This is a genomic window from Aeromonas rivuli, assembly GCF_000820045.1.
GTDB classification, from domain to species: Bacteria; Pseudomonadota; Gammaproteobacteria; order Enterobacterales; family Aeromonadaceae; genus Aeromonas; species Aeromonas rivuli.
On record NZ_CDBJ01000071.1, the window covers coordinates 74,669 to 100,488 of the forward strand.

20 protein-coding genes are annotated in these 25,820 nt (G+C 60.2%); 13 read left to right on the plus strand and 7 right to left on the minus strand.

Annotated features, from left to right (window positions below):
- Nucleotides 1-38: 38 nt before the first annotated feature.
- On the plus strand, nt 39-695 hold the full coding sequence (gene folE / locus BN1130_RS16845) for a GTP cyclohydrolase I FolE (RefSeq protein WP_042043384.1): 657 nt from the start codon (nt 39-41) through the stop codon (nt 693-695).
- Here folE and BN1130_RS22385 read toward each other — a convergent pair.
- Nucleotides 692-1,006, minus strand: a complete 315-nt coding sequence (locus BN1130_RS22385) for a hypothetical protein (protein ID WP_157014070.1) — start codon at nt 1,004-1,006, stop codon at nt 692-694. The two genes, folE and BN1130_RS22385, sit on opposite strands and share 4 nt — an antisense overlap.
- A 3-nt stretch (nt 1,007-1,009) precedes the next feature.
- Between BN1130_RS22385 and BN1130_RS16850 the strand changes: the two genes are divergently transcribed.
- Together BN1130_RS16850 and BN1130_RS16855 are read left to right on the plus strand one after the other, a co-directional pair.
- Nucleotides 1,010-2,659, plus strand: a complete 1,650-nt coding sequence (locus BN1130_RS16850) for a methyl-accepting chemotaxis protein (protein ID WP_042043386.1) — start codon at nt 1,010-1,012, stop codon at nt 2,657-2,659.
- Between the two features lie 297 nt (nt 2,660-2,956).
- A complete protein-coding gene (locus BN1130_RS16855) occupies nt 2,957-5,044 on the plus strand; it encodes a methyl-accepting chemotaxis protein (protein WP_042043387.1) in 2,088 nt (695 codons plus the stop codon).
- Nucleotides 5,045-5,259: 215 nt separating this feature from the next.
- Here the strand turns inward: BN1130_RS16855 and BN1130_RS16860 are convergent, their stop codons facing one another.
- Nucleotides 5,260-6,999 (minus strand): formate--tetrahydrofolate ligase, encoded by a 1,740-nt coding sequence (locus BN1130_RS16860; protein WP_042043388.1) that lies wholly within the window; start codon nt 6,997-6,999, stop codon nt 5,260-5,262.
- Nucleotides 7,000-7,065: 66 nt separating this feature from the next.
- Between BN1130_RS16860 and BN1130_RS16865 the strand changes: the two genes are divergently transcribed.
- On the plus strand, nt 7,066-7,470 hold the full coding sequence (locus BN1130_RS16865; protein WP_042043389.1) for a hypothetical protein: 405 nt from the start codon (nt 7,066-7,068) through the stop codon (nt 7,468-7,470).
- A 43-nt stretch (nt 7,471-7,513) separates the two neighbouring features.
- On the opposite strand, the gene BN1130_RS16870 is transcribed toward BN1130_RS16865, so the two are convergent.
- Nucleotides 7,514-8,419, minus strand: a complete 906-nt coding sequence (locus tag BN1130_RS16870) for a LysR family transcriptional regulator (protein ID WP_042043391.1) — start codon at nt 8,417-8,419, stop codon at nt 7,514-7,516.
- Nucleotides 8,420-8,527: 108 nt separating this feature from the next.
- Between BN1130_RS16870 and BN1130_RS16875 the strand changes: the two genes are divergently transcribed.
- From BN1130_RS16875 to BN1130_RS16890, 4 genes are all read left to right on the plus strand, one after another.
- Nucleotides 8,528-9,088, plus strand: coding sequence for a YceI family protein (locus BN1130_RS16875; protein WP_042043393.1), 561 nt, complete (start codon nt 8,528-8,530; stop codon nt 9,086-9,088).
- Complete coding sequence (locus tag BN1130_RS16880) at nt 9,088-9,825, plus strand: hypothetical protein (protein ID WP_042043394.1); 738 nt, start codon at nt 9,088-9,090, stop codon at nt 9,823-9,825. Before BN1130_RS16875 ends, BN1130_RS16880 begins: the two co-directional genes overlap by 1 nt.
- Nucleotides 9,826-10,035: 210 nt before the next feature.
- Entirely contained in the window at nt 10,036-11,157 is a 1,122-nt protein-coding gene (locus BN1130_RS16885; protein WP_042043395.1) for an adenosylhomocysteinase, read from the plus strand.
- Between the two features lie 78 nt (nt 11,158-11,235).
- Nucleotides 11,236-11,547 (plus strand): Rdx family protein, encoded by a 312-nt coding sequence (locus BN1130_RS16890; RefSeq protein ID WP_042043396.1) that lies wholly within the window; start codon nt 11,236-11,238, stop codon nt 11,545-11,547.
- A gap of 64 nt (nt 11,548-11,611) precedes the next feature.
- Here the strand turns inward: BN1130_RS16890 and olsF are convergent, their stop codons facing one another.
- Together olsF and pepT are read right to left on the minus strand one after the other, a co-directional pair.
- Complete coding sequence (gene olsF, locus BN1130_RS16895; RefSeq protein ID WP_042043397.1) at nt 11,612-13,363, minus strand: bifunctional ornithine lipid synthase OlsF; 1,752 nt, start codon at nt 13,361-13,363, stop codon at nt 11,612-11,614.
- Nucleotides 13,364-13,507: 144 nt separating this feature from the next.
- Nucleotides 13,508-14,731 carry a peptidase T gene (gene pepT, locus BN1130_RS16900; protein ID WP_042043398.1) on the minus strand — a complete coding sequence of 408 codons (1,224 nt, stop codon included), beginning with the start codon at nt 14,729-14,731 and terminating at the stop codon, nt 13,508-13,510.
- A gap of 1,040 nt (nt 14,732-15,771) precedes the next feature.
- Between pepT and speA the strand changes: the two genes are divergently transcribed.
- Complete coding sequence (gene speA, locus BN1130_RS16905) at nt 15,772-17,676, plus strand: biosynthetic arginine decarboxylase (protein WP_042043399.1); 1,905 nt, start codon at nt 15,772-15,774, stop codon at nt 17,674-17,676.
- 145 nt (nt 17,677-17,821) lie between these two features.
- Here the strand turns inward: speA and BN1130_RS16910 are convergent, their stop codons facing one another.
- The gene (locus BN1130_RS16910; protein WP_042043400.1) at nt 17,822-19,888 is read right to left on the minus strand and encodes a putative bifunctional diguanylate cyclase/phosphodiesterase; all 2,067 of its coding nucleotides are present in this window, start codon (nt 19,886-19,888) and stop codon (nt 17,822-17,824) included.
- 435 nt (nt 19,889-20,323) lie between these two features.
- Here BN1130_RS16910 and BN1130_RS16915 point away from each other — a divergent pair, with 435 nt between their 5' ends.
- The 4 genes from BN1130_RS16915 (at nt 20,324) to BN1130_RS16930 (ending at nt 22,174) form a co-directional block, all read left to right on the plus strand.
- Nucleotides 20,324-20,704: a VOC family protein gene (locus BN1130_RS16915; protein WP_042043402.1), complete on the plus strand. Its 381-nt coding sequence runs from the start codon at nt 20,324-20,326 to the stop codon at nt 20,702-20,704.
- Between the two features lie 206 nt (nt 20,705-20,910).
- The gene (locus BN1130_RS16920; protein WP_232302042.1) at nt 20,911-21,216 is read left to right on the plus strand and encodes a hypothetical protein; all 306 of its coding nucleotides are present in this window, start codon (nt 20,911-20,913) and stop codon (nt 21,214-21,216) included.
- Between the two features lie 36 nt (nt 21,217-21,252).
- Nucleotides 21,253-21,795 carry a DUF4823 domain-containing protein gene (locus BN1130_RS21800; RefSeq protein ID WP_042043404.1) on the plus strand — a complete coding sequence of 181 codons (543 nt, stop codon included), beginning with the start codon at nt 21,253-21,255 and terminating at the stop codon, nt 21,793-21,795.
- Between the two features lie 130 nt (nt 21,796-21,925).
- Nucleotides 21,926-22,174 (plus strand): DUF1272 domain-containing protein, encoded by a 249-nt coding sequence (locus BN1130_RS16930; protein WP_042043405.1) that lies wholly within the window; start codon nt 21,926-21,928, stop codon nt 22,172-22,174.
- Nucleotides 22,175-22,374: 200 nt separating this feature from the next.
- Here the strand turns inward: BN1130_RS16930 and BN1130_RS16935 are convergent, their stop codons facing one another.
- Nucleotides 22,375-25,518, minus strand: coding sequence for a DEAD/DEAH box helicase (locus BN1130_RS16935; protein ID WP_042043406.1), 3,144 nt, complete (start codon nt 25,516-25,518; stop codon nt 22,375-22,377).
- Between the last annotated feature and the right edge of the window lie 302 nt (nt 25,519-25,820).

The window sequence follows — 25,820 nt, forward strand, 5'->3', positions numbered from 1 at the left end:
TGGGCCATAATATTCCCTCTGTGTGGGAGAGAGACAAGATGATGAGCTTAAGCCAGGAAGCCCTGCTGGTCAGAGCGGCCCTCGAGGCCGAAGGACTGGAGACCCCCTTGGTCTCCAATTCCCTGAACAACCAGCAAAAAAAGGAAAATATCGAGGGCCACATGCGTGCCATCATGGAGACGCTCGGCCTGGATCTGGCCGACGATAGCCTGGCCGAGACTCCCCATCGCATCGCCAAGATGTATGTGAACGAGATCTTCTCCGGCCTCGACTACGCCAGCTTCCCCAAGGTGACCGTCATCGAGAACAAGATGAAGGTGGACGAGATGATCATGGTCAAGGACATCAGCCTGACCAGCACCTGCGAGCATCACTTCGTCACCATCGACGGACTGGCCCACGTGGCCTATATCCCCCGTGGCAAGGTGATCGGCCTGTCGAAGATCAACCGTATTGTCCAGTTCTTCGCCCGCCGCCCTCAGGTACAAGAGCGGCTGACCCAGCAGATATTGCTGGCGTTGCAGACCCTGCTCGGTACCAAGGATGTGGCCATCAGCATCGCCGCTACCCACTACTGCGTGAAGGCCCGTGGCGTGATGGATTCGACCTCCTACACCACCACCACCTCCCTGGGAGGGGTCTTCAAGACCCAGCCCGATACCCGCGCCGAGTTTCTCGGTGGCCTGAAAGGCTAGTCACCCTGGGGCATGTCCCACCGACATGCCCCGACTTCTTCTTCTTCTTCTTCTTCTTCTTCTTCTTCTTCTTCTTCTTCTCTCCCGTCTGCCCACCCCGGTTTATTTTCTGAAAAAATCCTAAAGGGATGCCCGCGTGCGCCGATACAGCTCACCGTGCCGCGAGATGGTCTGTTTGACACCCGTTTGGCCCCCTCGTCCGTGCCGATACGGATGAGATTTGAATGACTGCTATGGATGGCAGCTAGCGCGCTCGCGCCTTTTGGGGCCAGCGCCGACGAATGCCACTTGATGACCCATATGCAGGACATGCCATGAACACCATGACGATAGGCAAGAAACTCACCGCCGGCTTTGCCGTACTCGGCCTGATGATGGCCTTTATCGGCGGTTTTTCACTGTTTGAATTCAGCACCATGAACCGGGCCGCCACCGGGTTCACCGACAGCATACTGCCCGCCGTGGTGCGCACCAGCACCCTGGGGGAGACCATCAATGCGGTGCGCCGCTATGAGCTGGATGTCTTTCTGGTGGCGGACGATCCCCAGCAGCAGGCCCATTACCGCAATGAGAGCGAGAAGAGCCTGAGGGAGGCCGGGCAGCAGATAGCGGCCCACGATGCCACCATCTGGGCGGAGGATGTGGAGGAGCGCCGCACCTTCGACATCGTCAAGGCGGACTGGGAGAAATACCTCGACCTGCACCAGCGTATCAGGCAGATGCAGGATGCCGGTCAGATGACCGAGGCCCAGCATCTCTTCATGGGGGAGGGGATCACCCTCTACACCAACCTGGCCAAGTCGGTTGGCGATCTGGTACGCATCAACCATGGCTATGCCGACGCCTCCCGCAAGGTCGTAGTGGGGGCGTATGACTCCGCCAAGCTGAGCGTCACCCTGGCCCTGCTGGTTGGTCTGGCGCTGGTGATCGCGCTCTCTGTGGTGCTGACCCGCCAGATCCGCGATCCCCTCATCATGCTGGCCCGCCAGACCCAGCGCATCGCGGGCGGCGATCTGGGCAAGGGCGAGTTGCAGAGCTGGATCCAGGAGCATCGCTTCAACCGGGATGAACTGGGTCAGCTTGGTGCCGGCATCCACAAGATGCAGGGCGCCCTGGCCGACCTGGTGAGCGAGATTGCCGGTTCGGTGAGCCAGCTCAGCAGCGCGGTGGAGGAGGTGAGTGCCATCTCCGAGCAGTCCGCCAGCGGCATGGCTCGCCAACAGAGCGAAGTCTCCCAGGTCGCGACCGCCATGAACGAGATGCAGTCCACCGTCAATGAGGTGGCCCGCAACACCACGGATGCCATGGGCGCCGCCAAGGGGGCATCACGCACCTCGGCCGAGGGTCATCAGGTGGTGCGCAGCGCCATCAGCAGCATCGAAGAGGTGTCAGTGCAGATAGAGCAGGCGGGCGCCGTGGTGGCGCAGCTGGAGGCGGACAGCGCCAACATCAGCATGGTGCTGGACGTGATCCGCGACATCGCCGGTCAAACCAATCTGCTGGCGCTCAACGCGGCCATCGAGGCGGCCCGGGCCGGTGAACAGGGCCGTGGCTTTGCGGTGGTGGCCGATGAAGTGCGCACCCTGGCCCAGCGTACCCAGGACTCCACCGCCGAGATAAGCAAGATGATCGAGCTGCTGCAGAGCCGCGCCGCCGAGGCGGGCAATGCCATGCAACTGAGCCGTCATCAGATGCAGTCGAGCGTCGGCCTGGCACGGGATGCGGGCAACAGCATCGATATCATCAATGGTGCCGTGACCGAGATAACCGACATGAATACCCTGATTGCCACCGCCACCGAAGAGCAGAACGCGGTGACCGAGGAGCTCAATCGCAACATAGTCAACATCCACAATGCCGCCGACGAGAACGCCCTGGGGGCGCAGCAGACCGCCCAGGCCTGTGTCGAGCTGAGCAAGCTGGCCACCTCCTTGCACCATATGACCCAGCGCTTCACCCTCTGATTGCGGGCATCTGCTGGATAACCAGGCCCCGCCCATCGGCGGGGCCTGGTCGTTGCTGAGGGCTTGAAAGCGGCGCTTCCCCTTGGCCAGGCTGGTAGCCTGATCGGGCGTTGGACGCGCAAATACCCAGGGTTTCCCCGGCAAGGGGGTGCCACGGCGGTAGCGTTGTCAGCGGATTGTCGGAAATGTTCGAATTCGCTCACAAAACAGTGATTAATTTCAGCTATCCCAGTTCCTGTTACTGCCTCAACCCCTTATGATCCCTGAATTTTTGGCCCAGGAGGCGCCACATTCGTTATGTTTCGTTCCATCAAATACCAGGTCATGTTTTTTGCGGGTTGCATCCTGCTGGCCACCCTCCTCAGCGTCGTGGGTTACGGTTATCTCTCCCTGGCCAGCTTGCAGGAGAAGATCCAGCAGGAGAGTCATGCCAGTGCCCGGCAGCAGGCCAGGCAGTGGCTACTGACCCTGGCGGATGGTCAGGCGAGCGAAGTGGCGCGCTCCTTCGAGCTGGCGCTCGATGCCGGTGAGACCCTGGCGGCGCTGCTGGCGGGCAATGTCCATCAGCCTGAGCCCCTGAACCGGGACGAGGTCACTGCCCTGCTCAAGGACATCGGCGATCGCAACCCGGACTTTCTCAGCATCTATAGCGGCTGGGAGGCCAACAGCTTCGATGGCGAGGATCTGGCTCATACCGGCAATGGTCAGCATAGCCAGGGATCGGGCAACTTCGCGCCCTACTGGAGCCGCGGCCCGGCCGGTTTCAGCTTGAAGCCTCTCGGTGATTTCTATAGCCAGACACCGAGCGAGACCGGGATCCGCGCCTCCGAATGGTATCTGTGCCCGCAGCAGAGCAAGGCGACCTGCGCGGTCGATCCCTCGGTCTATCAGGTCAATGGTCAACCGACGCTGCTCACCTCCTTCGTGGTCCCCGTGCTCGATGGCGATCAATACCTCGGCATGGTGGGGGTCGATTACTCGCTCAACTATCTGCAGCAGATCGCCCTCAACATCAGCCAGCGGGTATTCGATGGTCAGGGGAGGGTGCGCATCATCAGTCCCATGGGCATCCTTGCCGCGGACTCTGGCGACGAGAGCGGCATCGGTCGCCGCCTGCAAGATCCCCTGTTGCTGGCCCAGCAGCAACGAGGCCAGGCAGGCAGCGAGGAGAGTGATGATCAGTTGAGCGTCTTCGCGCCCATCCGTCTCAACAAGGTCAAGCAGGCCTGGGGGATTGCCATCGAGGTGCCCAATAGCGCGCTTTATGCCGAGTATGAGCTGACGGCGCAGGCGCGGGCCCAGGCGTTTGGCAAAGGGATCTGGACCCAGCTGATGGTAGGCATGTTGGTGGCGGGGGCGGGATTAGTCTGCCTCGCCTTCGCGGCGGGTTCCATCTCGCGGCCGGTGCAGGAGACGGCGCGCATGGTGGCGCGTCTCTCCAGCGCCGGGGGCGACTTGACCCAGCGTCTGAGCCAGAACCGGCCCGATGAGACGGGGGCCCTGGCCAAGGGGATCAACCAGTTTGTCGCCACGGTGCAAGGCATAGTGACCGATACCGCCGCCAGCGTGAGGGAGCTGCAACAGGCGACCGCGGGCTCGGCTCGCCAGGCTCAACAGGGGCTGAGCAACAGTCATCATCAGCTGGAGCAGGTGGAATTGGTGGCTGCCGCCATCCACGAGATGTCCTCCACGGCGGATTCGGTCGCCAGCAGCGCCCAGATCACGGCCCAGGCGGTGGATGAGACCCGTCAGGCCGTGCACAAGGGTCAGCAGGTGGTGAGTGCCTCGGCCAACGGCATTCGTCAGCTGAGCGGGCAGGTGGAGGAGGTGTCGGAGAAGATCACCGCCTTACAGCAACAGGGGGTACAGATCGGCACTATTTTGGATGTGATCCGCAACATCTCCGAGCAGACCAACCTGCTGGCGCTCAATGCGGCCATCGAAGCGGCCCGGGCCGGTGAACAAGGCCGTGGCTTTGCGGTGGTGGCCGACGAGGTGCGCAGTCTGGCATCCAGGACGCAGGCCTCGACCCAGGAGATCCAGCAGATGATCAACAGCCTGCGGGAGACCACCAGTGCGGCCGTTGGCACCATGGCCGAGGGGCGTAATCTGAGCACGCTGGCCTTGCAAGATGCCGAACAGGCGGTGCAGGAGCTGGCGACCATAGTGGTGGCGGCGGACCGGATCCAGGACATGGCGGCCCAGATAGCCAGCGCCGCCGAGCAGCAGTCCAAGGTGAGCGAGGAGATAAGCCTCAATGTCAGCAGCATTCATGAGGTGGCGACGGCCGGGGCCCAGGTGGCCAGGGAGCAGGACGCCCAGAGTCGGCAGATGCACGGCCTGACCGAGGCGGTGATGACCAAGCTGGGGCGCTTCCACTACTGATGGATGGCCCTGACGCCAGTGAAAGACCCCGCCCAGTGGCGGGGTCTTTCATGTGGGGGGTAATCCGCTTGATCCGATGATGCCACTCTTTGCAACGCTGTCGATGTGTCGATGTGTCGATAGTGGGGCCGGGGCTTGCGTCATCAACTCAATCCCTCAATGTCACCTCTCTCATCGATATCGATGTGTCGATAGTGGAGCCGGGGCTTGCGTCATCAACTCAATCCCACAATGTCACCCCTCTCATCGATATCGATGTGTCGATAGGCCGGCAAGGTGCCGAGCCCCGGCATCGTCATGACCGGGCCCGCCAGGGCATAGACGAAACCGGCGCCCGCGCACAGGGTCAGCGACCGGATGGGCAGTTCGAAGTCGGTGGGTACCCCCTTGAGGGCCGGGTCATGGCTGAGGGAGAGCGGCGTCTTGGCGATGCAGACCGGCAGATGATCCCAGCCTGCCGCCGACAGGGCCGCGAGCTGGGCCTTGGCCTGTTCGGACAGTTGGATGCCGCGTCCGCCATAGCCGCACTCGACCAGGGTGGCGAGCTTGGCGGCCAGCGGCAGGCTGTCAGGATAGAGGCGCTGGGACTCGCTCGTGGGTAACCTGGTCTGATGGCAGGCGTTCACCACGGCCCTGGCAAGCTCGGTGGCCCCGGCGCCGCCCTGGGTGAAAGCCTGGGAGAGGGCAGCCTCTGCCCCCGCGGCTCTGGCGGCGGCGAGCACCATCTCGAGTTCAGCCTCGCTGTCGCTGGGGAAGCGGTTGAGGGCCACCACCACGGGCACCCCGTAGCGGCGAGCATTGTGGATGTGCCAGACCAGGTTGGCGCAACCCAGTTGCAAGGTGGGCAGATCCTCTTGCTGCAAGCTGGCGGGCAGCGGCTGGCCCGGGACGAGATTGACCTCACCACTGTTGGCCTTGAGGCCACGGACGGTGGCGACCAGCACCACGGCATCGGCGGCAAGTCCGGATTGACGGCACTTGATGTTGAAGAACTTCTCCAACCCCATGTCGGAGCCAAAACCGGCCTCGGTCACCACATAGTCGGCCAGATGCAGGGCGAGGCGGTCGGCTATCACTGACGAGTTGCCGTGGGCGATATTGGCAAAGGGGCCGGCATGGACCAGTACCGGGGTCTGCTCAGTGGTCTGCATCAGGGTAGGCTTGAGCGCCTCCTTGAGCAGCACCGTCATGGCGCCGGCCACCTCGAGTTGCTCGGCGGTGATGGGCTGGCCCTGGTCATTGAGGGCGAGCTGGATGCGGCCGATGCGGGCGCGCAGATCCCGCAAGTCCCGAGCCAGGGCCAGGATGGCCATCAGCTCGGAGGCGGCGGTAATGACGAAGCTGTCGGAGCGGGGCACCCCATCTAGTTCGCCGCCGAGGCCTACGGTGATGTGGCGCAGGGCCCTGTCATTGATATCCAGGGTGCGGGGCCACAGGATCCTGGCCGGATCAATCTCGAGCCGTGCCAGACCCGTCGTGGCAGTGAACTGGTCGCCGAGTCTGCGCTCATGGAACAGGCGGGCATCCAGGGCGGCGGCGGCCAGGTTATGGGCGGCGCTGATGGCATGAAAGTCGCCGGTCAGGTGCAGGTTCATCGCCTCCATCGGCACCACTTGTGCAAAACCACCTCCGGCGGCGCCCCCCTTGACCCCGAATACCGGGCCCAGGCTCGGCTGGCGCAGGGTGGCGATGCAAGATTCGCCCAGTTTGTTGAGTCCCATGGCGAGCCCGACCGTGGTCACCGTCTTGCCCTCGCCAAGGGGGGTCGGTGTGATGGCGCTGACCAGCACCAGCTTGCCGGCACGCGGCTCGCCCTGACTCAGCAAGGCCGGGTCCAGCTTGGCCATGTGGTGGCCTTGCGGCGAGAGATGGGCGGGATCGATGCCGAGGCGTTCGGCGAGGAGGGTCACAGGCAGGCGGGGGGACTGGCGGGAGATCTCGATATCGCTTAGCATCAGCACCTCGTTGGCATAGGAGTTCGACTATGTCAGGGAGTCTAGAGGAACCAAGAGGTCAGGCCAATGAGTAATAATATTTTATCCCGGGATCGCGTGCCCATGCAGGAGCCGGTCGCCTTCGATCTCAATGGCCTCTATCACCCGCCCAAGCGGCCCCTGACCGCTCTTGGCATCATCAGTGCCGTGATGCCGATGTTCGGATTCGGCTGGCAGGCGATGACGGGGGATCCCGAGCAGCACTTTCGTGATGAGGTCGCGCGGCGTATCAACCGCAATCGCCGTGACGAGGCGAACCTCATTCTGCTGCTGCAAATCGCGGCACTCCATGATTGCCGCGCCCTGACGGTGGCCTTGCCCTATGTGCTCAAGGCCGATCAGCTGGCCCGGATCCGCACCCGACTGCCGCGCTGGCAGATCGACTGCGACGGGGAGCAATTGCAGGCCAGGTTGGCGGATGAGGTTGTCTGAGCGCAGACAAAGACCGTCGCCACTCCCCTCTGTGCCGCGGGACTCAGGGCGTGACATTATCCCAGTAATGGGGGGCCAGATAGCGCTCCTGCACGAACTCGATGAAACAACGCACCTTGGCCGACACGAAGCGCCGGTGCGGATAGAGGGCATACAATCCCACCTCTCCCTTGTCCCATTCGGGCAGCAGTGACACCAGTTTCCCCTCGCGCAGCGCCTCACCGACGATGAAGGTCGGCTGCAATATGATGCCCTGATCATCACAGGCGGCCCGGGTCAGGGCCACCCCATTGTTGGCTCTGAGCGGCCCCTGAGGACGCACGCTCTGGCGCTCCTCCCCCCGATGCATCACCCAGTCCGGCTGGGTCAGGGTATAGATGAGGCAGTCATGCTCCTTGAGATCCTCCGGGTGCCGGGGCGTGCCGTGTCTGGCCAGGTAGCCGGGGCTTGCACACACCTCGAGACGCATGTTTGCCAGGGGCCGGGCGACCAGGGAGGAGTCAGGCAGAGTGCCGATGCGCAGGGCCAGATCGAAGCCTTCCTCGACCAGCGCCACCCGCCTGTCGCTGTACTCTATCTCCAGCTTGAGCTCGGGGAAGCGTTCACGAAATCGCGGCAGGGCGGGGGCCAGATGCAGGTAACCAAAATCCATGGGCACCGACAGCTTGAGGGTGCCCTGGGGCTGCTGGTTGTTGTGGGTCAACTGGCTGTGGGTCTCTTCCAGCTCGGCAAGCAGCGCCTGGGATCGCTGGTAGTAGAACTGGCCCGCCTCGGTCGGATTGACCTGTCTGGTGGTGCGCGACAGCAGCCGGGTGGCGAGGGACTCCTCGAGCTGCTGCATCAACTTGGAGGTCATGGCGACCGAGATGCCGAGCTGGGCGGCGGCCTTGGTAAAACTCTGGCACTCCACCACCTTGATGAAGGTGCGCATGGCGGCTATCTGGTCCATTGTTAACTCTCGGTAAATAATTATTTTAATAAATCGCTGATTATCACTCTCTCACGGTGAGTTAGTATCTGGCAAATGCTAATGAATCCACCCATGAAGGAACGAGACATGAAGATGACCAAGATGTTGCTGGCCTCCAGCCTGCTGATGGCGACGCCACTGATGGCCGCCGAGTATGACGTGGATGCGGCGCACACTACGGTGCAATTTGAGGTGGGACACCTCGGTTTCTCCGAGCTGGTTGGCCGTTTCAATACCTTCAGCGGCACTTTTGCCATGGACGATGCCAACCCGACTGCCGCCAAGGCGAGCTTCGAGGTGGATGCCGCCAGCGTGGACTCCAACCACGAGGCCCGTGACAAGCACCTGCGCAGCCCGGACTTCCTGGATGTCAAACAGTACCCCAAGCTGAGCTTCGTCAGCTCCGCCTATGAAGGCACCAAGGATAAAGGCGTGCTCAAGGGCACCCTGACCCTGCACGGCGTCAGCAAGGAAGTGGCCTTCGATCTGGTCAAGATCGGTGAAGGCAAGGATCCCTGGGGCGGTTATCGCAGCGGTTTCAACGCAGCGACCACCATCAAGCGCAGCGATTTCGGGGTGAACTACATGCTGCCGAACATCCCTGACGAGATGAAGATCAAACTGTTCGTCGAAGGCGTGCGTCGCTAATGGGCGCTGCACTCCTGCTGCAGACACTGGCGGCTCCTCTGGGAGCCGCTTTGTTATCCTGGCGCTGGCCCAGACTCGACTACCTGTGGGGCGCCCTGGCGCTCTGGCTGGTGGGCACTCTGCTGGGCGGCACCTATCTCTTGCCCGTCAAGGCCTGGCAGTGGTTGCCGCTGACCCTGGCGGCGGTGGCCCTCGTCAGCCAACTGCCCAACCGCTGGCTCGGTCTGGGCCTGTTCGCGCTGCTCGGCGCCCTCATCTGGTGGCTGGGCTTTGCCAGCCTGATCCAGGGCACCCCCGAGCTCTGGCTGGCAGTGCTGGCCGCCGTACTCTGGCTTGGCTGGACTCATCGCCATGGGGATAGTCGTGAAGGGCTGGGATTTACCCTGGCTTTCATCTGGCTGGCCCTGGTCATCGGTATTGATGGCAGTCTGCTCATCGCCCAGCTCGCCGGTGCTCTGGCCGCCTTTGCCGGACTGCGGGCCCTGCTGACCACGCTGACCGGTTTCAAGGGGGCAGTGGCTCCGTTGGGACTGGCACTGGCCTTCATGCAGATGCTGGCCTGGCAGTATGTGGAAGTGCCCCTGCTGGCCCTGTTGCCAGTCTGGTTGTTGCCGCTGTTCGAGTGGTTGCTGAGAACGCGTTCCCTGCCGGTGCGCTGGGCCGTGCTCATCGTATCGGCCGCCATGGGCACCGGGCTCAGCCTGTGGTTCGTCTGGCCACAGGCATCCCTCTACTGAGTTCTGGCGATTAAGAATGGCAGTTAATGTTTGTAAAACAGACAATTAACAACCTTATTGCCATCTGGCGCATAGTTTTGTCCGATAAAGATTGAGCCTCAATCGCGTTTGGGCTAAAAAGGCTGCATATCTAATTTGGACACTTTCAGAAACCCGGCAAGGCCGGGTTTCTGTTTGCCTGCAGTTTGCGGCGTGCTAAGGAGGCCACAGTTGCGCAGTCAAGGATCTGAGCATCTGTTTTTTCGCCATTTTACCAGGCAGGGCCCCATCGAGGGACTCTGCATCGTGCTGGTAACTCATTTGCTGCCCGATCGACCCCACTTCATCCAGGCATTGGCCCAGATTGGCCGTATTGGCGCCATCTTGCCCAAACCCAAATCCGTTCATGAAGCCACCCTGGGATGGGCCCGCCAGCACTTTCCCGTGCGGGATCTCAACCGCCAGTGGAGCAACTGTCCCCAAGAGGTGATCACTCAGCTCGCCCCCCTGGTGGCGGCCCATGAGCGATTGATCATCCTGGATATCGGTGGCTATTTCGCCCGCACCCAGGCTCAGATCGCCGCGTTTTTCGGCCCCCGTTTTCTGGGGGTGGTGGAGATGACGGAGAATGGTCATCAGCGCTATGAGCTGGAGCCGCTGTCGGCCCCCGTGCTCTCGGTGGCGCGCAGCCCCCTCAAGCAGGCCGAGGATATCCAGATTGGCCTGAGCGTGGTCTATTCCGCCGAATCCCTGGCTCGCACCCTCAATCGCACCTTCAATGTCTGCCAGGCCGCCCTGTTTGGTTATGGCAAGGTGGGGCGTAGCATAGCCCGGGAGCTGCGCTGCCGTAATCTGCATCTGGAGGTGGTGGAGACCGATGAACTGCGCCAGGTGGAGGCGCTCTCCCACGGTTTTCGGCTGGTAGACAAGCAGCAAGCCCTGTCCCGGGCCGAGCTGGTGGTCTGCTCCACCGGTAATGGCTCCCTCGATCTGGCCGATCTCGAGGCGCTGCGCCCCGGCGCCATGCTGGCCTCGGTCACCTCGGCCGATGACGAGTTCGCGTTCTGCCTGGCACAACTGCCCTGGCCGAGCGAGGAGGTGTGCCCCCACGTGCTGGCGCTGACCCGTCCCGATGGCAGCGTCATCTTTTTGCTCAATCGCGGTGAGGCGGTCAACTTCGTCCATGGCGCCGTGATCGGAGGCTATGTCTACCTGGTGTTGGCGGAGATCATGGAGGGGGTACGGCTGTTGGCGGAGTTTCCCATGGTGGCAGGGTTGCGGGATCTGCCGCCGGATCTGATGCGCAATATTGCTCGCCACTGGCTGGCCGATTTTCATGGGGTCAGCCAATAGACCTCTTTTTAAGCGCGGACAACGGCCAGACCTGATCCATGGCCGCGACGGGCTAACCGATTTTCAGGGAGTGACCCAATGACAGAGTTATCGTCGTCTTTGCCCAAACCACGGATTGAGATCCGCTACTGCACCCTGTGCCGCTGGATGTTGCGGGCCGCCTGGCTGGCCCAGGAGCTGCTCTCCACCTTCGACAGCGACTTGGGGGAGGTGGCCCTGGTGCCCGCCAGCAAGGGGGAGTTTCGTATCCTGGTCGATGGGGTGCTGGTGTGGGACAGAGTGGCGGATGAGGGCTTCCCCGAGGCCAAGGAGATCAAGCAGCGGGTGCGGGACCTCATTGCCCCTGAGCGCGACCTCGGTCACTCGGATCGCAAACCTGCCAGCGAATGAGGGTAGCGGGCTGCATATGAAAGAGGGAGGCCATGGCCTCCCTCTTCGCATGCGGCACTGGTGATCAGGGGCTGGTTGTGGCGGGCACCGCACGCAAGTGTTCAATGGAGGGGTTTTCAAGGGACTGGCTGTCGATATAGCGTGCCCGCTTGTGGGGTTTGATGCGGCTGACATCGACCCAGACCAGGCCATCGATGCAGTGGTTGAAGTCCGAGTCTATGCCGAAATCCATAAACTGCACGCCCCCCGGCTCGCACAGCTCTGAGTACTGCTTGTAGAGGGTGGGGATGGCGCAGCCCAGGTTGCCGAGCCGGGATTTGAGCGCTATCAGGGCATCGCCATAATCCAGACCCGCGAAGTGGGTGTCCGTGGCGGGATAGGGGCGACGAGAAGGGGCCGGGGATCCTTGTCCGGCAGGCCCTTGGGGGGCGAAGTGCTGACGATAGAAACTCACCAGCAGATCCCGCGCCTGGGGTGGCAGGCTGCCGGACAGGGAGACGGGGCCAAACAGGTAGCGGTAATCCGGGTAGCGGGCCAGGTAGGCGCCGATGCCGAACCAGAGATAATCCAGCCCGCGTTTGCCCCAATAGGCGGGCTGAATGAAGCTGCGACCCAGTTCAATGGCCTGATCCAGTTGAGGCAGCAACGCCGGTTCGAAGCCAAACAGCGTGTGGCTGTAGAGGCCGCTCAGCCCCTTGCTGGCCAGGATCTCGCGCACCGGGGCGAAGCGATAGGCACCTATGATGTCGAGCCGGGTCGGATCCCAGAGAATGAGGTGATGGTACTCATCATCAAAACTGTCCAGATCCCGGCGTCGCCCCGACCCTTCCCCCACGGCCCGAAAGGCAATCTCCCGCAATCGGCCCAGCTCGCGCAGTATCTCGGAGTGGCTCTGCTCATGACGGCGATAGAGGTAGATCCGCTGACCATCCGGGGTCTGGCCGAGGGGCTCGCAAGCCTCGATCGCCTGTTTGAGCCGGGCCCTGTCGCCCGGCAGTGCGATGGGGGATTCGGTCGGGAGGCGGCCCTTTTTGCCTTGGCCGATGCGATAGAGATGTTCGCGCACCAGCTTGGCCCCAGGCTTGGCTGGCAGCGCCTCCAAGGCATGGGGCGGGATGCGCTGCCCTATGGTAATGGTCATGCGCCCCCCTTGCTGGCGAAACAGCTGGGCGGCCAGCAGCAGGCCTGCCCAGGACTTGTTGAGCCAGGAGCCGAGGTAGAAGCCAAGGCCATTGCGTGCCCCCAGGTGGATTGGCACCAGCGGGGTCTGGGTACGCTTGGCCAATTTCAGAAATCCCCCCTGCCAGGGGCCATCCTTGATGCCCCTAAGACCGAGGCGTGACACCTCGCCGGCCGGGAATATGATGATGGCGCCGCCCTTGGCCAGATGCTCTCCCATGGCGACGATGGCCCTGCGCTCCGTCTTGCCTCCCAGGTTGTCCACCGGCAGCAGCAGGGATTGCAGGGGGGTGAGACCGGCCAGTAGCCGATTGGCGACAATCTTCACATCGGGACGAATGCGACCGAGCAGGCGCAGCAGCGCCAGACCATCGAGGGATCCGATGGGGTGATTGGCCACCAGTATGACCCGCCCCTCGGCCGGAATATTCTCGAGCTGGGCATCGCTGACGTGATAGTCGAAATCGAGCTGGCAGAGCGCCTGCTCGACGAAATCCAGCCCCTTGAGATGGGGATACTGGGCGGCGAAGTGCTGGAAGTCGCGCTCGCGCAATAACCATCTGAGGAGGCGGCGGGCCGGGCCCGGCAGATTGAGATGGGGGTAGTGCTGGCTGAGAATGGCATCGACGCTGAACATGGGGCGGCTCCGGCTGTGGCTCTTCCCCCAGCATGGCGCCGTTCTGTTCCCGCCCCATGGCAGCCCCGTGACAGTTTGATGGCAAGGGGCGGTGGGAGAGCCTGGCGGCTGGGTAGACTCCGGCACCAGGCCACCCCGGCGGCGTCACTCCTGGTACTGGGCGCTCAGGTGCACCAGGGCGACCAGGGTCTGCACCGCTTTCTCCATGGATTGCAGCGGGATGAACTCATGCTTGCCGTGGAAGTTGTGGCCACCGGTGAAAATATTGGGGCAGGGCAATCCCATGAAGGAGAGGCGGGCGCCGTCGGTGCCACCGCGAATGGGTTTTATCCTGGGGGTGACGCCCACGGCCACCATGGCCGCCTCGGCCAGCGCGATGATGTGCATGTGCGGGGCTATCTGCCGCTTCATGTTGCGATAGCTGTCCCGGATAGCGAGTTCGATGCGCACCCCCGCCGCATCGGCTTGCAGGGCGGCGACCCGCTCGGCGAGCAGGGCCTTGCGAGCGGCAAAGCCCTCATCATCAAAGTCGCGAATGAGATAGTGCAATTCGCTCTGCTCCACCGAGCCCTGCATCTGCGCCAGGTGGAAGAAGCCCTGATAGCCGTCGGTGGCCTCCGGGGTCTGCTCGGCGGGCATGGCGGCGTGAAAGCGCGCGGCCAGGGTCTGACTGTTGATCATGCTGCCCTTGGCGGTGCCCGGATGGACGTTGTTGCCGGTGAAACGCACCCTGGCGCTGGCGGCATTGAAGTTCTCGTACTCCAGCTCCCCCAGTTCACCGCCGTCGACGGTATAGGCCCAGCGAGCCGGGAAGCGATCAAGGGGGAACAGATCGGCACCGCGGCCTATCTCTTCATCCGGGGTGAATCCGAGCCAGAGATCGCCCCTGGGCAACGCGGGCTCGGCCTGCAACCGGGCCACCGCCGTGATGATCTCGGCGATGCCGGCCTTGTCATCGGCCCCCAGCAGGGTAGTGCCATCCGTGGTGATGAGATCCTGGCCCAGATAGTGCCTGAGGCAGGGGTGCTCGCGAATGCTCAACACCTCGTCCCCCTTGCCGAGACAGATATCGCCCCCCTGGTACTGTTCGATGAGCTGGGGATTGACCCGCTCGGCCTCGTAATCGGCGGTGTCCAGGTGGGCGATAAGGCCGATGGCGGGGGCACTGGGTTGGTTGCCGGGCAGGCAGGCGGTGAGATAGCCATTGTCATCCAGGATCACCTGGCTCAGGCCCATGGCGTGCAGCTCACCCTGAAGGGCCTGGGCGAATTGCCGCTGGCCCGGGCTGCTCGGGCAGAGGGGGTTGTTGGGGTTGGATCGGGTATGAAAGCTCAGATAGTGCAGAAAGCGGGAAAGCAGCTGGTCCATCGGACGGCCTCGACAAGGGATGAGCCGCCATTGTCTGCCGGCCCTTTGCGCCTCGCCTTGCGTCAGCGCAGTTTTTTGGCGACTAACCCCGTCACGGGCCCTTGACCCTCGAGAATGGGGTCAGGGGTTGTCGTGCGACACAGCCTGCGATCGGGGCGGCAAAAAAAGGGGGAGAAGTGCCTGGGGTGGCGGGTTGAAAAAGCCCCAGGCCACGGGGGGAGGGCAACAGAGGCCAACCCCAGAGCTGGCTTGGCTGGCAGCGAGATTGGGCTCACTCCAAAAAAGCGAAAATTTAACAAGGTTTTTTATTGTCAGCCCGGCGCAGAAGTGTGTAAACTCCGCGCCGATCCAAGGGGTAACCCCGGGCAGGCGAGGCCGCCCATCCCCCTTGCGTTCGACCGCCTATAGGGCGAGGCATGCAGACACGACAGACACTGCAGGGATTGGATTTCTGTTATATCGGTTAGGTGCCGGTATCAGGGAGAACAGCAGGCATTTTGACCATTCAGGCGACCGAGTGGGCCCTTGGGCTCATCATCATCCCCTTGTCATGGGCGGTCGTGGATGGAAATGCATGCTGCGGTATCTTGTCGTCATCTGCTCGCGTTTGCGATGACGCCTCGTCCCTCTCTTCCTTGAAATCCTGCTCCCAAGGTGTTGTGACTGCCAGGCCATGATGAGCCGCGGCGTGGCTGATGCTGCGCGCCATCAAAGTACCGCGGAGCTGACACCCAGCGCCGCATACCGTTGAGCTTGATGTAAAGCCACAAGCCCCACATCAAGACTCGTTACTTCCCAAAATCCACCAGGTCCCAAAATCCACCAGGCAGCCTTGGCTCGCCGCGATGGGTAAATAGATAGTCTGGATGTGACAGACGTCAACAGTCGTGATCAAGATGGCGGCCAACCGCCCTTGCAAGACGCGTTACGTTATTCGCCCCAGCAGGCAGCTTGGCTTGCCGCTATTTGCAATCGATGGTCTGGATGTGATTGAGGGTAACGAAGGCGGCTTCACGCCGCTCATTTGCGAGGCATAGCCCATGACTAACTGGTCCAGCAAGGACTCTTTGAAGGTGTACAACGTTCCCTACTGGGGTGCGGGTTTCTTCAATATCAACGACGCCGGTCATGTGACCGTTTCGCCCGACAAGACTCGCCCCGAGGCACAGATCGTATTGTCTGACGCCATCGAGCAGCTGCGTCAATCTGGCTTGACCACTCCTGTGTTGCTGCGTTTCCCCGACATTCTCAAGAGCCGGGTCGATGCCCTGTTCAACGCCTTCGGTCAGGCCATCGAGAAGTCAGGCTATGAGGGCGACTACCTCTGTGTTTACCCGATCAAGGTCAACCAGCAGCGCCGCGTCATCGAAACCATCAGCCAGTCTTATAGCGACAAACCGCGTCTGGGTCTGGAAGCGGGCTCCAAGCCCGAACTGCTGGCCGTCTTGTCCCATCATCACGATCGCGGCTCCGTCATCGTCTGCAACGGTTACAAAGACCGTGAATACGTGCGTCACGCCCTGCTCGGCAACCTGATGGGCCACAAGGTCTACATCGTGGTCGAGAAGCCCTCCGAGCTGGAGCTGGTGCTCGATGAAGCCAAGCGCCTCAACATCAAGCCGAACATAGGTGTGCGTGCCCGTCTGGCCTCCACCGGTTCCGGCATGTGGGAATCGAGCGGCGGCGCCATGTCCAAGTTCGGTCTCTCCGCCTCCCAGATCCTGGCGCTGGTCGAGCGTCTGCGCGGCCTGGGCCAGCTTGACTGCCTGCAATTGCTGCACTTCCATCTGGGCTCACAGATTGCCAATATCCGTGACATCCAGGGTGGCATCCGCGAGTGCGGCCGCTTCTACGCCGAGCTGCGTCGTCTGGGCGCCGATATCGACGTGGTCGATGTGGGCGGTGGCCTGGGTGTGGACTATGAGGGCACCCGCTCCCAGAGCCACTGCTCCGCCAACTACAGCCTGTCCGAATACGCCAACAACGTGGTGTGGGGCATCGGCGACGTCTGCCGTGAGTTTGACCTGCCGCACCCGACCATCATCAGTGAATCTGGCCGGGCACTGACCGCCCACCATGCGGTGCTGGTCACCAACATCATCGGCGCCGAAGGGGCCGAGATGAGCGAGGTACATGCGCCTGATGCGGATGCACCAACCCTGCTGCAGAACATGTGGAAAGGCTGGCTTGAGCTCAATCACGAGGAAGATCCCTCCCTGCTGGAGCTGTTCCATGACTCCCTGGCCGACCTGACCGACGTCAACGCCCAGTACACCATGGGTCTGCTCAACCTGGAGCAACGGGCCTGGGCCGAGACGCTGCACCAGAACACCTGCTTGAAGCTCAAAGAGAAGCTCAACCCGGTCAACCGCAGCCACCGCGCCCTGGCCGATGACTTGAACGAGAAGCTGGCCGACAAGTGTTTCGCCAACTTCTCCCTGTTCCAGTCTTTGCCCGATGCCTGGGGCATAGGTCAGGTGTTCCCAGTTATGCCCCTGGCTGGCCTGGATCGCCCGCTGACCCGTCGCGGTATCCTGATGGATATCACCTGCGACTCCGACGGTCAGGTCGAGCACTATGTGGATGGCCTGGGGGTGGAGAGCACCCTGCCGATGCCGGAATATGGCGAGCACGAAGAGTGCCACGTCGGCTTCTTCCTGGTCGGCGCCTATCAGGAGATCCTGGGGGATCTGCACAACCTGTTCGGCGACACCCACTGCGCGGAAGTGTGGCTGGATGACGAAGGCAAGATGGACATCCGTAACGTGGTGCGCGGCGATACCGTCGAGCAGCTGCTGCGTTACGTCAACATCGATCCTTCCGTGATCCGCGAGAGCTATCAGCGCATCGTCTCCCATCCTGCCCTGGACGATGAGACCCGCAAGGCCCTGCTCGAAGAGCTGGATCTGGGTCTGCAAGGCTATGCCTATCTGGAAGACGAATAAGCCAGCGGCTTGTTCATCCCGTCACGGTAGAAAGACGGGGATCAAAAACGGCGCCTCTTGGCGCCGTTTTTTATGGCCTGAACACTTGGCTCATGGCAAAGCAAGCAGCAGATCAGTGGTTGCGAGTCTGGACAAGGGCCCAGCCTCAGGCCGGGATGGCTTCGTTGGCGGCGCAGTGGGCCAGCAAGCGGTCTGCGGGCATGGGGCGGCCGAGCAGATAACCTTGCAGGGTGTCGCAGCCAAGGCGCACCAGCAGCGCCTGCTGCTGGGTCGTCTCCACACCTTCCGCCACTATCTGCATCCCCAGGGTGTGGCCGAGGGCGATGATGGCGCTGACGATGGCGGTATCCTCTCCCGTCTGGCCGAGGGAGGTGATGAACCCCTTGTCTATCTTGAGCTCATTGGCGGGGAAGCGTTTGAGATAGAGCAGGCTGGAGTAGCCGGTGCCGAAATCATCGATGGATATTTTGACGCCCAGCTCGGCCAGCCGGTTGAGGATGAGCAGACTCTCCTCGGCATTCTCCATGGCGGTGGACTCGGTGATCTCCAGGGTCAGGTGGCGGGCCTCCAGCCGGTGACGGCACAGGGCCTCTTCGACCACCCCCAGCAATCCCGGACTGGCCAGCTGTATGGTGGAGAGGTTCACCGCCAGGCTCCACTGCTCATGGCCTGCCGCCAGCCAGCGGCTCATCTGGCGGCAGGCTTCATCGATGACCCAGTTGCCGATGGGAATGATGAGCCGGGTCTTCTCCGCCAGCGGCAGGAAAGTGGCGGGGGAGATGGCACCATGGATGGGATGCTGCCAGCGCAGCAGCGCCTCGACGCCGATCACCTGGCCCCCCTTGGCCTCGTACTTGGGTTGATAGTGCAGTGCCAGCTCGCCCCGCTCCAGGGCGTGGCTCAAATCCTGTTGCAGCAAAAACTGCTGGTGGGCATTGGCGTTCATGGCGCTGTCGAAGAAGTAGTAGTCGTTGCGGCCCCGCTCCTTGGCGTAATACATGGCGGCATCGGCATTGAGGGTCAGCTCGTGCAGGCTGGTGCCATTATCCGGATAAATGGCGATGCCGATGCTGACCGTGATGTGCAGGTGGTGGTGTTCGAGCTGATAGGGTCTGGCTATCTCGGCCAGCAGTCGCTCGGCGAACAAGCGGGTCTGGGCCATCTCTCCCGGCGCCAGGGCCAGCACGAACTCGTCCCCCCCAAAGCGCGAGGCGGTATCGCCGCTGCCGAGCAGCCCCTTGATGCGTTCAGTGACGTCGAGCAGCAACAGATCGCCGGTGTGATGACCGTGGGCGTCGTTGATGATCTTGAAGCCGTCGAGATCGAGAAACAGCAGGGCGAAGCGCTGCCGACTGTGCTGGCAGCGCTTGATGCTCTGGGCCAGCCGATCGGCAAACAACAAGCGGTTTGGCAGGCGGGTCAGGCTGTCATGGAGCGCCAGCTTGACCAGCTCGTCATGAGCCTGGTGCAAGGAGGAGGAGAGGCGGGCATTTTGCACATCCAGCATGGAGAGAATGAGGGCGATGGCAAACACCGTCAGGGTCACGATGATGACCACCAGGGCCAGCCACTTGGCATCCAGCCCGGTATAGAGGGCGCCGCACAGGCTATCGGCCGGGAACTGGGCCGCCGCCATGCCGGTGTAGTGCATGCCGATGATGGCAAATCCCATCACCAGGGAGGCGAGCGCCTTGCTGAAGAAGGCGCGCTGGGTGTGCTCTCGCAGGCGAAAGGCTATCCAGAGCGCGGCGCCGGAGGCGAGCACGGCGATGACAATAGAGAGTGCGAACAGGCTCGGCAGATAGTGAATGGCGGGGGTCATCATCATCGCCGCCATGCCGATGTAGTGCATGGCGGCGATGCCCAGCCCCATCAAGAGGGCGCCGCCTGCAATATGGCTCAAGGGCAGGGTGGCGCGGCTCACCAGCCAGAGCGCGAAGGCGGACGAGCCGATGGCCGTGATGAGGGAGAGACCGGTCAATGCCAGATCGTAACCGAGGGCGATGGGCAGCTTGAAGGCGAGCATGCCGATGAAATGCATGGACCAGATGCCAAGCCCCATGGCAAAGGCGCCCCCGGTGAGCCAGAAAGCGGCTGCGCGCCCCTGACTCTGGCTGACCCGGCTCGTCATGTTCAGCGCCGTATAGGAGGCGAGCACCGCCACCAGAATGGAGAAAAAAACCAGTTCCTGGCTGTAATAACTGTCGAGCATGGGAGGCGTCATGAGCACGTCTAATAACCCTGGGATGAATCGCCGGCCTGAGCCATGGCAAAGGTGATCTGGCAAATTGGGCGGCGATTGTACACCAGGCCGGGTATAAATCAGCGAGATATAGAGGCGGAGAGTGACGTTAAAGCATCTTTCGGAAGGTATTGCACATCTAGTTGATATTAATGACATTTAATATTCATTATCACCGCTTTCACATGGCTTTTTATATTTGGCAGTGGCACTGCTGGTTGCTGGGTTCCAAATATTCCCACTGGAAATAAATGGTTATTGCGCTGCGCTCACTGTTTGGTGACAAATAGATAGGCCGACGCGCTGCGCCGTTATTTCAGTCTCGGCATCGACTATGAGCTGACGCCGGGATTGCGGAGTCGTTATGATGGCAGAGGGTGTAACCGGAGCAGACAAGGAGTCATCATGATCAGTCACATCGACCATCTGGTATTGACGGTCAGCGACATAGAGCGGGCGGTGGGGTTTTACAGCCGCGTCTTCAAGATGGAGCCCATCACCTTCGGAGCGGGACGGCGGGCGCTGCGCTTTGGCAACCAGAAGATCAATTTACAGCTGCTGGGGCAGGAGCCGCGTAACCGGGCTCAGGTGGGATCGGGGGATCTCTGCCTCATCAGCCAATGGCCCCTTGGCGAGGTGATGCGCCATCTGAGTGAGCAGGGGATCCCTCTGATTGAGGGGCCGGTGACCAAGTCCGGTGCCATGGGAGAGATCTGTTCAGTCTATTTCCTCGACCCCGATGCCAACCTGATCGAAGTGAGCGTCTATCCTGAGTCTCGGAACTAATGGGCGCACAGTGACGCGTGTTGCCCGAGCGTCATGCACAAGGAGGTGAGGGTGGATCCGGTCAGTTATCTGTTTTCGGCGTATCTCAATCTGGTGCAGCAGCTGACCGATAGCATGGGAACCGAACTCAATACTCAGGTAGTGGAATATCAAGGGGAGCAGGTGCCCTTCTCCTACCTGTGCGTTGGCGGGTCAATGAGCAGAGCGTGTGCCGCCGCTACGAGCAGGATGTGGTGCGGTTTAGCCACTGCACCGTCAAGGCGGCCTCGCTCTTTGGCGAGCTTTGTCAGACGCTGACAGCCAAACAGGACGCGGTCAGTCCCAACATCAAGCGGATCTATTGCCACGCCGCCCTGAATGACAAACCCATGATCGCCGAGATTGGTCGCGCCAGTACCACGTCAGAGCAAGCGGCAGAGCGTGCCTGCAATCAGGCAATCCTCGTGGCCACGAACTCTGCGGATGAGCGACTGCTGGCTCGACGCGACACGTTATGTGACGGTATTGAGTAGCTAACAGACATCATCAATGATGGCCAAGGAGGCGTGATGAGGCAGATTGCGAACAATATTGGATTCTGGCTTGCCTTGGTGTGGGTCGGCCAACTGCTTACGGGATGTGCCGACAGCCATCAGGTGCACCTCTCCCCAGAGCTGCCATCTCCCAGGATCCAGGCCGGGCAGAGCCTCTATGTGGCCCTCGCCAGAGATGGCGCTTATGGAGAGCACCATTACCCGGGCTCCGGTCTGATGTTGAGTCAGGCGATAGCCACGCCGCTGCTCAAGCGGCTAACCCGGGTCGAGTTGGCGCGTCATACAGAGAACCTGAATGAAGCCCTGTCTAGTGCCCGAAAGGGGGGATATGACCTGCTCTGCTACCCCCAGATCCTGCACTGGGAAGACAGGGCTACCGAGTGGTCCGCCCGCTCCGACAAGGTGACCGTCAAACTGACCCTGTTCGAGGTGGCCAGTGCCAATGCGCTGCGTTCGGCCCTGATTGAAGGCCAGAGCGGCCTCGCTACTTTTGGGGGGGATCATCCCCAGGATCTCTTGCCCGCGCCCCTTGAGGCGTTTACAGACAGCCTGTTCTGAGGAGGCTCCCTGCCTCCTTCATCGGACGTTCGCCTGATATCCTGTCCGGCGGTGATGGGATTGAATCGATACACATGAAGCCATAGCCCTTAGCAACCAGTCGCCCTCAAGGGGTGGCTCAGGAGTCAAGATGCTGGAACTGAGACCCAACTGTGAGTGCTGCGATCGGGATTTGCCCCCTGAGTCGGATCAGGCGCTGATTTGCAGCTATGAATGTACCTTCTGCGCCTCCTGCGCCGAGCAGCGGCTTGGGGGGATCTGCCCCAACTGTGGCGGCAACCTGGTGGCACGGCCTATTCGCCCGGCGGCGCGGCTGCTCAAAGACCCAGCCTCCAGGCGGCGAGTGCTCAAGGCCACCGGCTGCGCCAAGCAAGGATAGAGGAGAGGGGTTGATGGGGGCCGATCTATCGTTATTTGGTCTGCTTAGCGGCGATGTTGACCTCGACTATGTCACAACCTAGGTACAAAAGTTGCCGCAAAACATCTTCTGCAAACTGATCGATGACAGTATCGACATGATTGGGTACCAGCCCTCATGAAAACACCTCGCGGATGAGCGAGGTATTTATCTAACAGGAGTTAACCAACTGCCAGTTTGGCCGCTTCTTTCCACATAAAGGGTGGCATCGGAGTGGTGAGGTGCCATTTAATGTTCATTGGCTGGCTGCCGCTGTGGGAGACGAACTCCACCTCTCCAAAGTTCACGAAGCCAAGAGTGCGGCCAAACTCATCGTTGCTCTGCTCACGAACAAACAAAAACATGCGTTTACCGCTATCTCTGTGCTGGATATAACTCAACCCCTTACCACGATCTGGACGAGCGCTATTTTGGCTTTGCCAATGGAACAGCGACTCGTTAATGGCGTAGTCGTGATAACGGGTGGTGGGAGAGAAGTGCTGCTCCGTTTTGTTTAGGGTCACAAACAGCAGCTCAATATTCTGCTCTGCAATAACAAACACCCCTTCACGAGCTGACGGTTGCTGTTCGAAATTGGTGGCACCAAAACCAACTAACACCTGCTCTCTGGCATAACGGGCATGTAGCCGTAGCGGATTGTCGGGAAGGTGGGGCATTGCTAACTGCTCGTGTTGAACCCGATTGATCAACAGGGGTAACAGGTCTGCCAGTTCAGCCCTGAGCTCCGGGTGTTCGAGCCGCTTAAGGCTCTGCGCCAGGGTGGCAAAACCCGCCTTGGGACCGCTCTGTTGCCAGAAGTCGTAATGGCACATCAGGGCCATGCGTTCATCCAGATCAGGAGTGAGTGCAAAGTGTCCTGCGACCAACGCCTGCAAGAACTGAAGGTAATGGAGCGCATCACAGCCCAACAGCCGAGTTTTGATGGCACGGGTGTAGAGGGTGTGCAACTTCTCATCGGTGAATTCAGAAACGGTGTGGTTGTGAGCCTCTTTGACCAAGACGTTCCAGTTACCGCGCTTGTAGATCTCCTCAAGGCTGATATGAGGGTAAAAGTTCAAAAAGTTCGCCAGGGTCAGCGGTAAATCGCAATCCTGTGAGAAACGGCGGATCAGGCCCATGAGTCGCGAGGTATTGAGGATCGCCTTCTTGATATTGCTCAGGATCAACTCTTGAGTTTGCTTCGAGAGCTCGATGCGGCATCCCAAGGGGGCATGGGGGAAGCCCTGTTTGATTTCGTGGCTAATTGCCTTATTGGTTTTACCCACCAATGCTCGGAATTTCTGGGCAAAGTCATACTCCGCACGGGCATTGCCAACAAAGTCCAACACTGTGCAGCACTCTTTATCGTTTGCCAGTCGCAGGCCACGCCCTAATTGCTGTAAGAAGATGGTGAGGCTTTCCGTTGGCCGTAAAAACAGCAAGGTATCGACTTCGGGGATATCGACACCTTCGTTGAAAATATCCACTACGCAGAGAATGTTGATAACGCCTATGCGCAAACCTTGTTGTTTACTATGCCGCTCGTCGCGGTTATCGCTGGTGAGAATGTCCGCCTTGATGCCCTTGAGTAAAAAGGCCTTACACATAAAGGCGGCATGGTCCCGGCTCACGCAAAATGCCAGTGCTTTGATCTTGGTAATATCGGTGACGATCTCATCGAGGCTCTGGACTATCTTCTGCACCCGTTGCTGATTATGGGTATAGAGATTGGTGAGTTCTGTGATGTCATAGCGGCCATTTTTCCAAGCGACTTGGCGTAAATCTGTATCATCGTCGATGCCAAAATATTGGAATGGACAAAGATGGCGACGATTGATGGCTTCTGGTAGGCGGATTTCGGCTGCGATCACGCCACAAAAGTCCGCAAGAATATCACCGCCATCGTGGCGCTCAGGCGTGGCGGTCAATCCCAAGAGAATGTGAGGGGAAAAGGCGGCGAGCAAGCCACGATAACTGTCTGCCGCAATATGGTGAACCTCATCGATGACGATGTAATCGAAATAGTTTGGGCTAAGACGAAAATTAGTCAGCTGATTATTCAAGGATTGCACCGAGGCAAAAAGCTGATGGTAGTGGGTAGGCACGGCGCCACCGACCAAGAGTTCACCAAAATTGGATTGCTTGAGCACACCGCGGTAGGAGGCCAATGCCTGGCGCAAGATCTCCTCTTTGTGGGCGATAAACAGAAACTTGGCGTCGGGTTTTGTTTTCAGAAAACGCGCAAAATCAAAGGCGGAGATCAGGGTTTTTCCCGTACCGGTGGCCGCCACAACCAAGTTACGAAAGCGCTGATGTATAGAGCGCTCCATCGCCAATTGCTCAAGAATCTCCTGTTGATGGGGAAACGGCGTGATATCAAAGAAATAGGCAGGACTATTTTTATCCCCATCCCCACGGGCCTCTTGCAGCGCATGCTGTAATTTTGTGCGGCTTTCTAGCTTGCCATCAAACAGTTCAAAATCATCGGATTCCCAATAGGTTTCAAAGGTACTCAGGGATTTCTCGATAATATGAGGGATCTCTTGCGAGGTGATTTTTAGGTTCCACTCCAAGCCACTGGTGAGGGCAGAATGAGAGAGGTTGGATGAACCTATATAGCCGGTATGAAAGCCGGTATTTCGGCAAAAGAGATAGCTCTTGGCATGCAACCGCTCGCGCTGGGTGTTGTAGCTGAGTTTGACTTCGGTGTTGGGCAGGCTGGCTAAAAATTCAACTGCCTTGGCGTCGGTTGCCCCCATATAAGAAGTGGTAATCACTTTTAATTGGCGGCCGCTGCGGGTGAACTCCTCGAGCTCATGGCGGAAAATACGGATACCTGCCCATTTGATAAATGAGACCAGCCAGCAGATGCTATCTGCCGATAATATCTCCCGTTTGATCTCTGATTCCATCGACAAACCCGCATTGCTGCCGCAAAAAAGCTCACTCTGGGTCAGGCCCGTTAGAGGGAAAACATCTTCGGCATATTGCTTTAAATTGGCTGAGATGGGGTTATCCAACTGGTAGAGCGCTGTCAGTATTTTCCCCTGGCTATCGATGAGATTCTCGCTAATAAAGTCCGGGTCTTGCGTGCGATCTTTTAGCCACAGTAATAACTGGTTAGCCAGTTCAATCTGCCGTTGTAGCTGATCCTCTCCCGTGACCGAGCCCACCGCATATTCCAAAACCCGGCTAAGAAAACGTGATAACCAGACGGCCGCTTCGGTTGATTCAAGCCGGCGTTCCCCTACGTAAAAGCGCTCGCGGTCGAGTCGAGATGTCAGCAGTTGAGTGATGAGTTGTTCATAAATACCACATTGTTGCATCGCTGCTGACCTTGAGTCTTGTGCATAAGGGAGAGCAGAATATCATTTTTTGTAACTAAATCAGTAAGCTGTTCTCTTATACTACTCCTTTGAAAATCAATCTGATGGCTAGCGGTACAAACAGACGGTAGCTAGCGACAAGGAGGAGGTGATGGTACCGGTTTCTAGGGAACTGGGGCGATTCAGGCACCGAGTCCAAACGCTTATGGTGAACTAACGATGAGGATGAGTCGCCGTCTTTCAGTTCTGAAAAATCAGCTGAAAACGTCTGTAGCCCCTAGTGATACTCCCACGTTGGCTGA

Coding starts and splice junctions, on each gene's coding strand:
- folE (WP_042043384.1), top strand. CDS start 39: ATGATGAGCTTAAGCCAGGAAGCCCTGCTGGTCAGAGCGGCCCTCGAG.
- BN1130_RS22385 (WP_157014070.1), bottom strand. CDS start 1,006: ATGTCCTGCATATGGGTCATCAAGTGGCATTCGTCGGCGCTGGCCCCA.
- BN1130_RS16850 (WP_042043386.1), top strand. CDS start 1,010: ATGAACACCATGACGATAGGCAAGAAACTCACCGCCGGCTTTGCCGTA.
- BN1130_RS16855 (WP_042043387.1), top strand. CDS start 2,957: ATGTTTCGTTCCATCAAATACCAGGTCATGTTTTTTGCGGGTTGCATC.
- BN1130_RS16860 (WP_042043388.1), bottom strand. CDS start 6,999: ATGCTAAGCGATATCGAGATCTCCCGCCAGTCCCCCCGCCTGCCTGTG.
- BN1130_RS16865 (WP_042043389.1), top strand. CDS start 7,066: ATGAGTAATAATATTTTATCCCGGGATCGCGTGCCCATGCAGGAGCCG.
- BN1130_RS16870 (WP_042043391.1), bottom strand. CDS start 8,419: ATGGACCAGATAGCCGCCATGCGCACCTTCATCAAGGTGGTGGAGTGC.
- BN1130_RS16875 (WP_042043393.1), top strand. CDS start 8,528: ATGAAGATGACCAAGATGTTGCTGGCCTCCAGCCTGCTGATGGCGACG.
- BN1130_RS16880 (WP_042043394.1), top strand. CDS start 9,088: ATGGGCGCTGCACTCCTGCTGCAGACACTGGCGGCTCCTCTGGGAGCC.
- BN1130_RS16890 (WP_042043396.1), top strand. CDS start 11,236: ATGACAGAGTTATCGTCGTCTTTGCCCAAACCACGGATTGAGATCCGC.
- olsF (WP_042043397.1), bottom strand. CDS start 13,363: ATGTTCAGCGTCGATGCCATTCTCAGCCAGCACTACCCCCATCTCAAT.
- pepT (WP_042043398.1), bottom strand. CDS start 14,731: ATGGACCAGCTGCTTTCCCGCTTTCTGCACTATCTGAGCTTTCATACC.
- speA (WP_042043399.1), top strand. CDS start 15,772: ATGACTAACTGGTCCAGCAAGGACTCTTTGAAGGTGTACAACGTTCCC.
- BN1130_RS16910 (WP_042043400.1), bottom strand. CDS start 19,888: ATGCTCGACAGTTATTACAGCCAGGAACTGGTTTTTTTCTCCATTCTG.
- BN1130_RS16915 (WP_042043402.1), top strand. CDS start 20,324: ATGATCAGTCACATCGACCATCTGGTATTGACGGTCAGCGACATAGAG.
- BN1130_RS21800 (WP_042043404.1), top strand. CDS start 21,253: ATGAGGCAGATTGCGAACAATATTGGATTCTGGCTTGCCTTGGTGTGG.
- BN1130_RS16930 (WP_042043405.1), top strand. CDS start 21,926: ATGCTGGAACTGAGACCCAACTGTGAGTGCTGCGATCGGGATTTGCCC.
- BN1130_RS16935 (WP_042043406.1), bottom strand. CDS start 25,518: ATGCAACAATGTGGTATTTATGAACAACTCATCACTCAACTGCTGACA.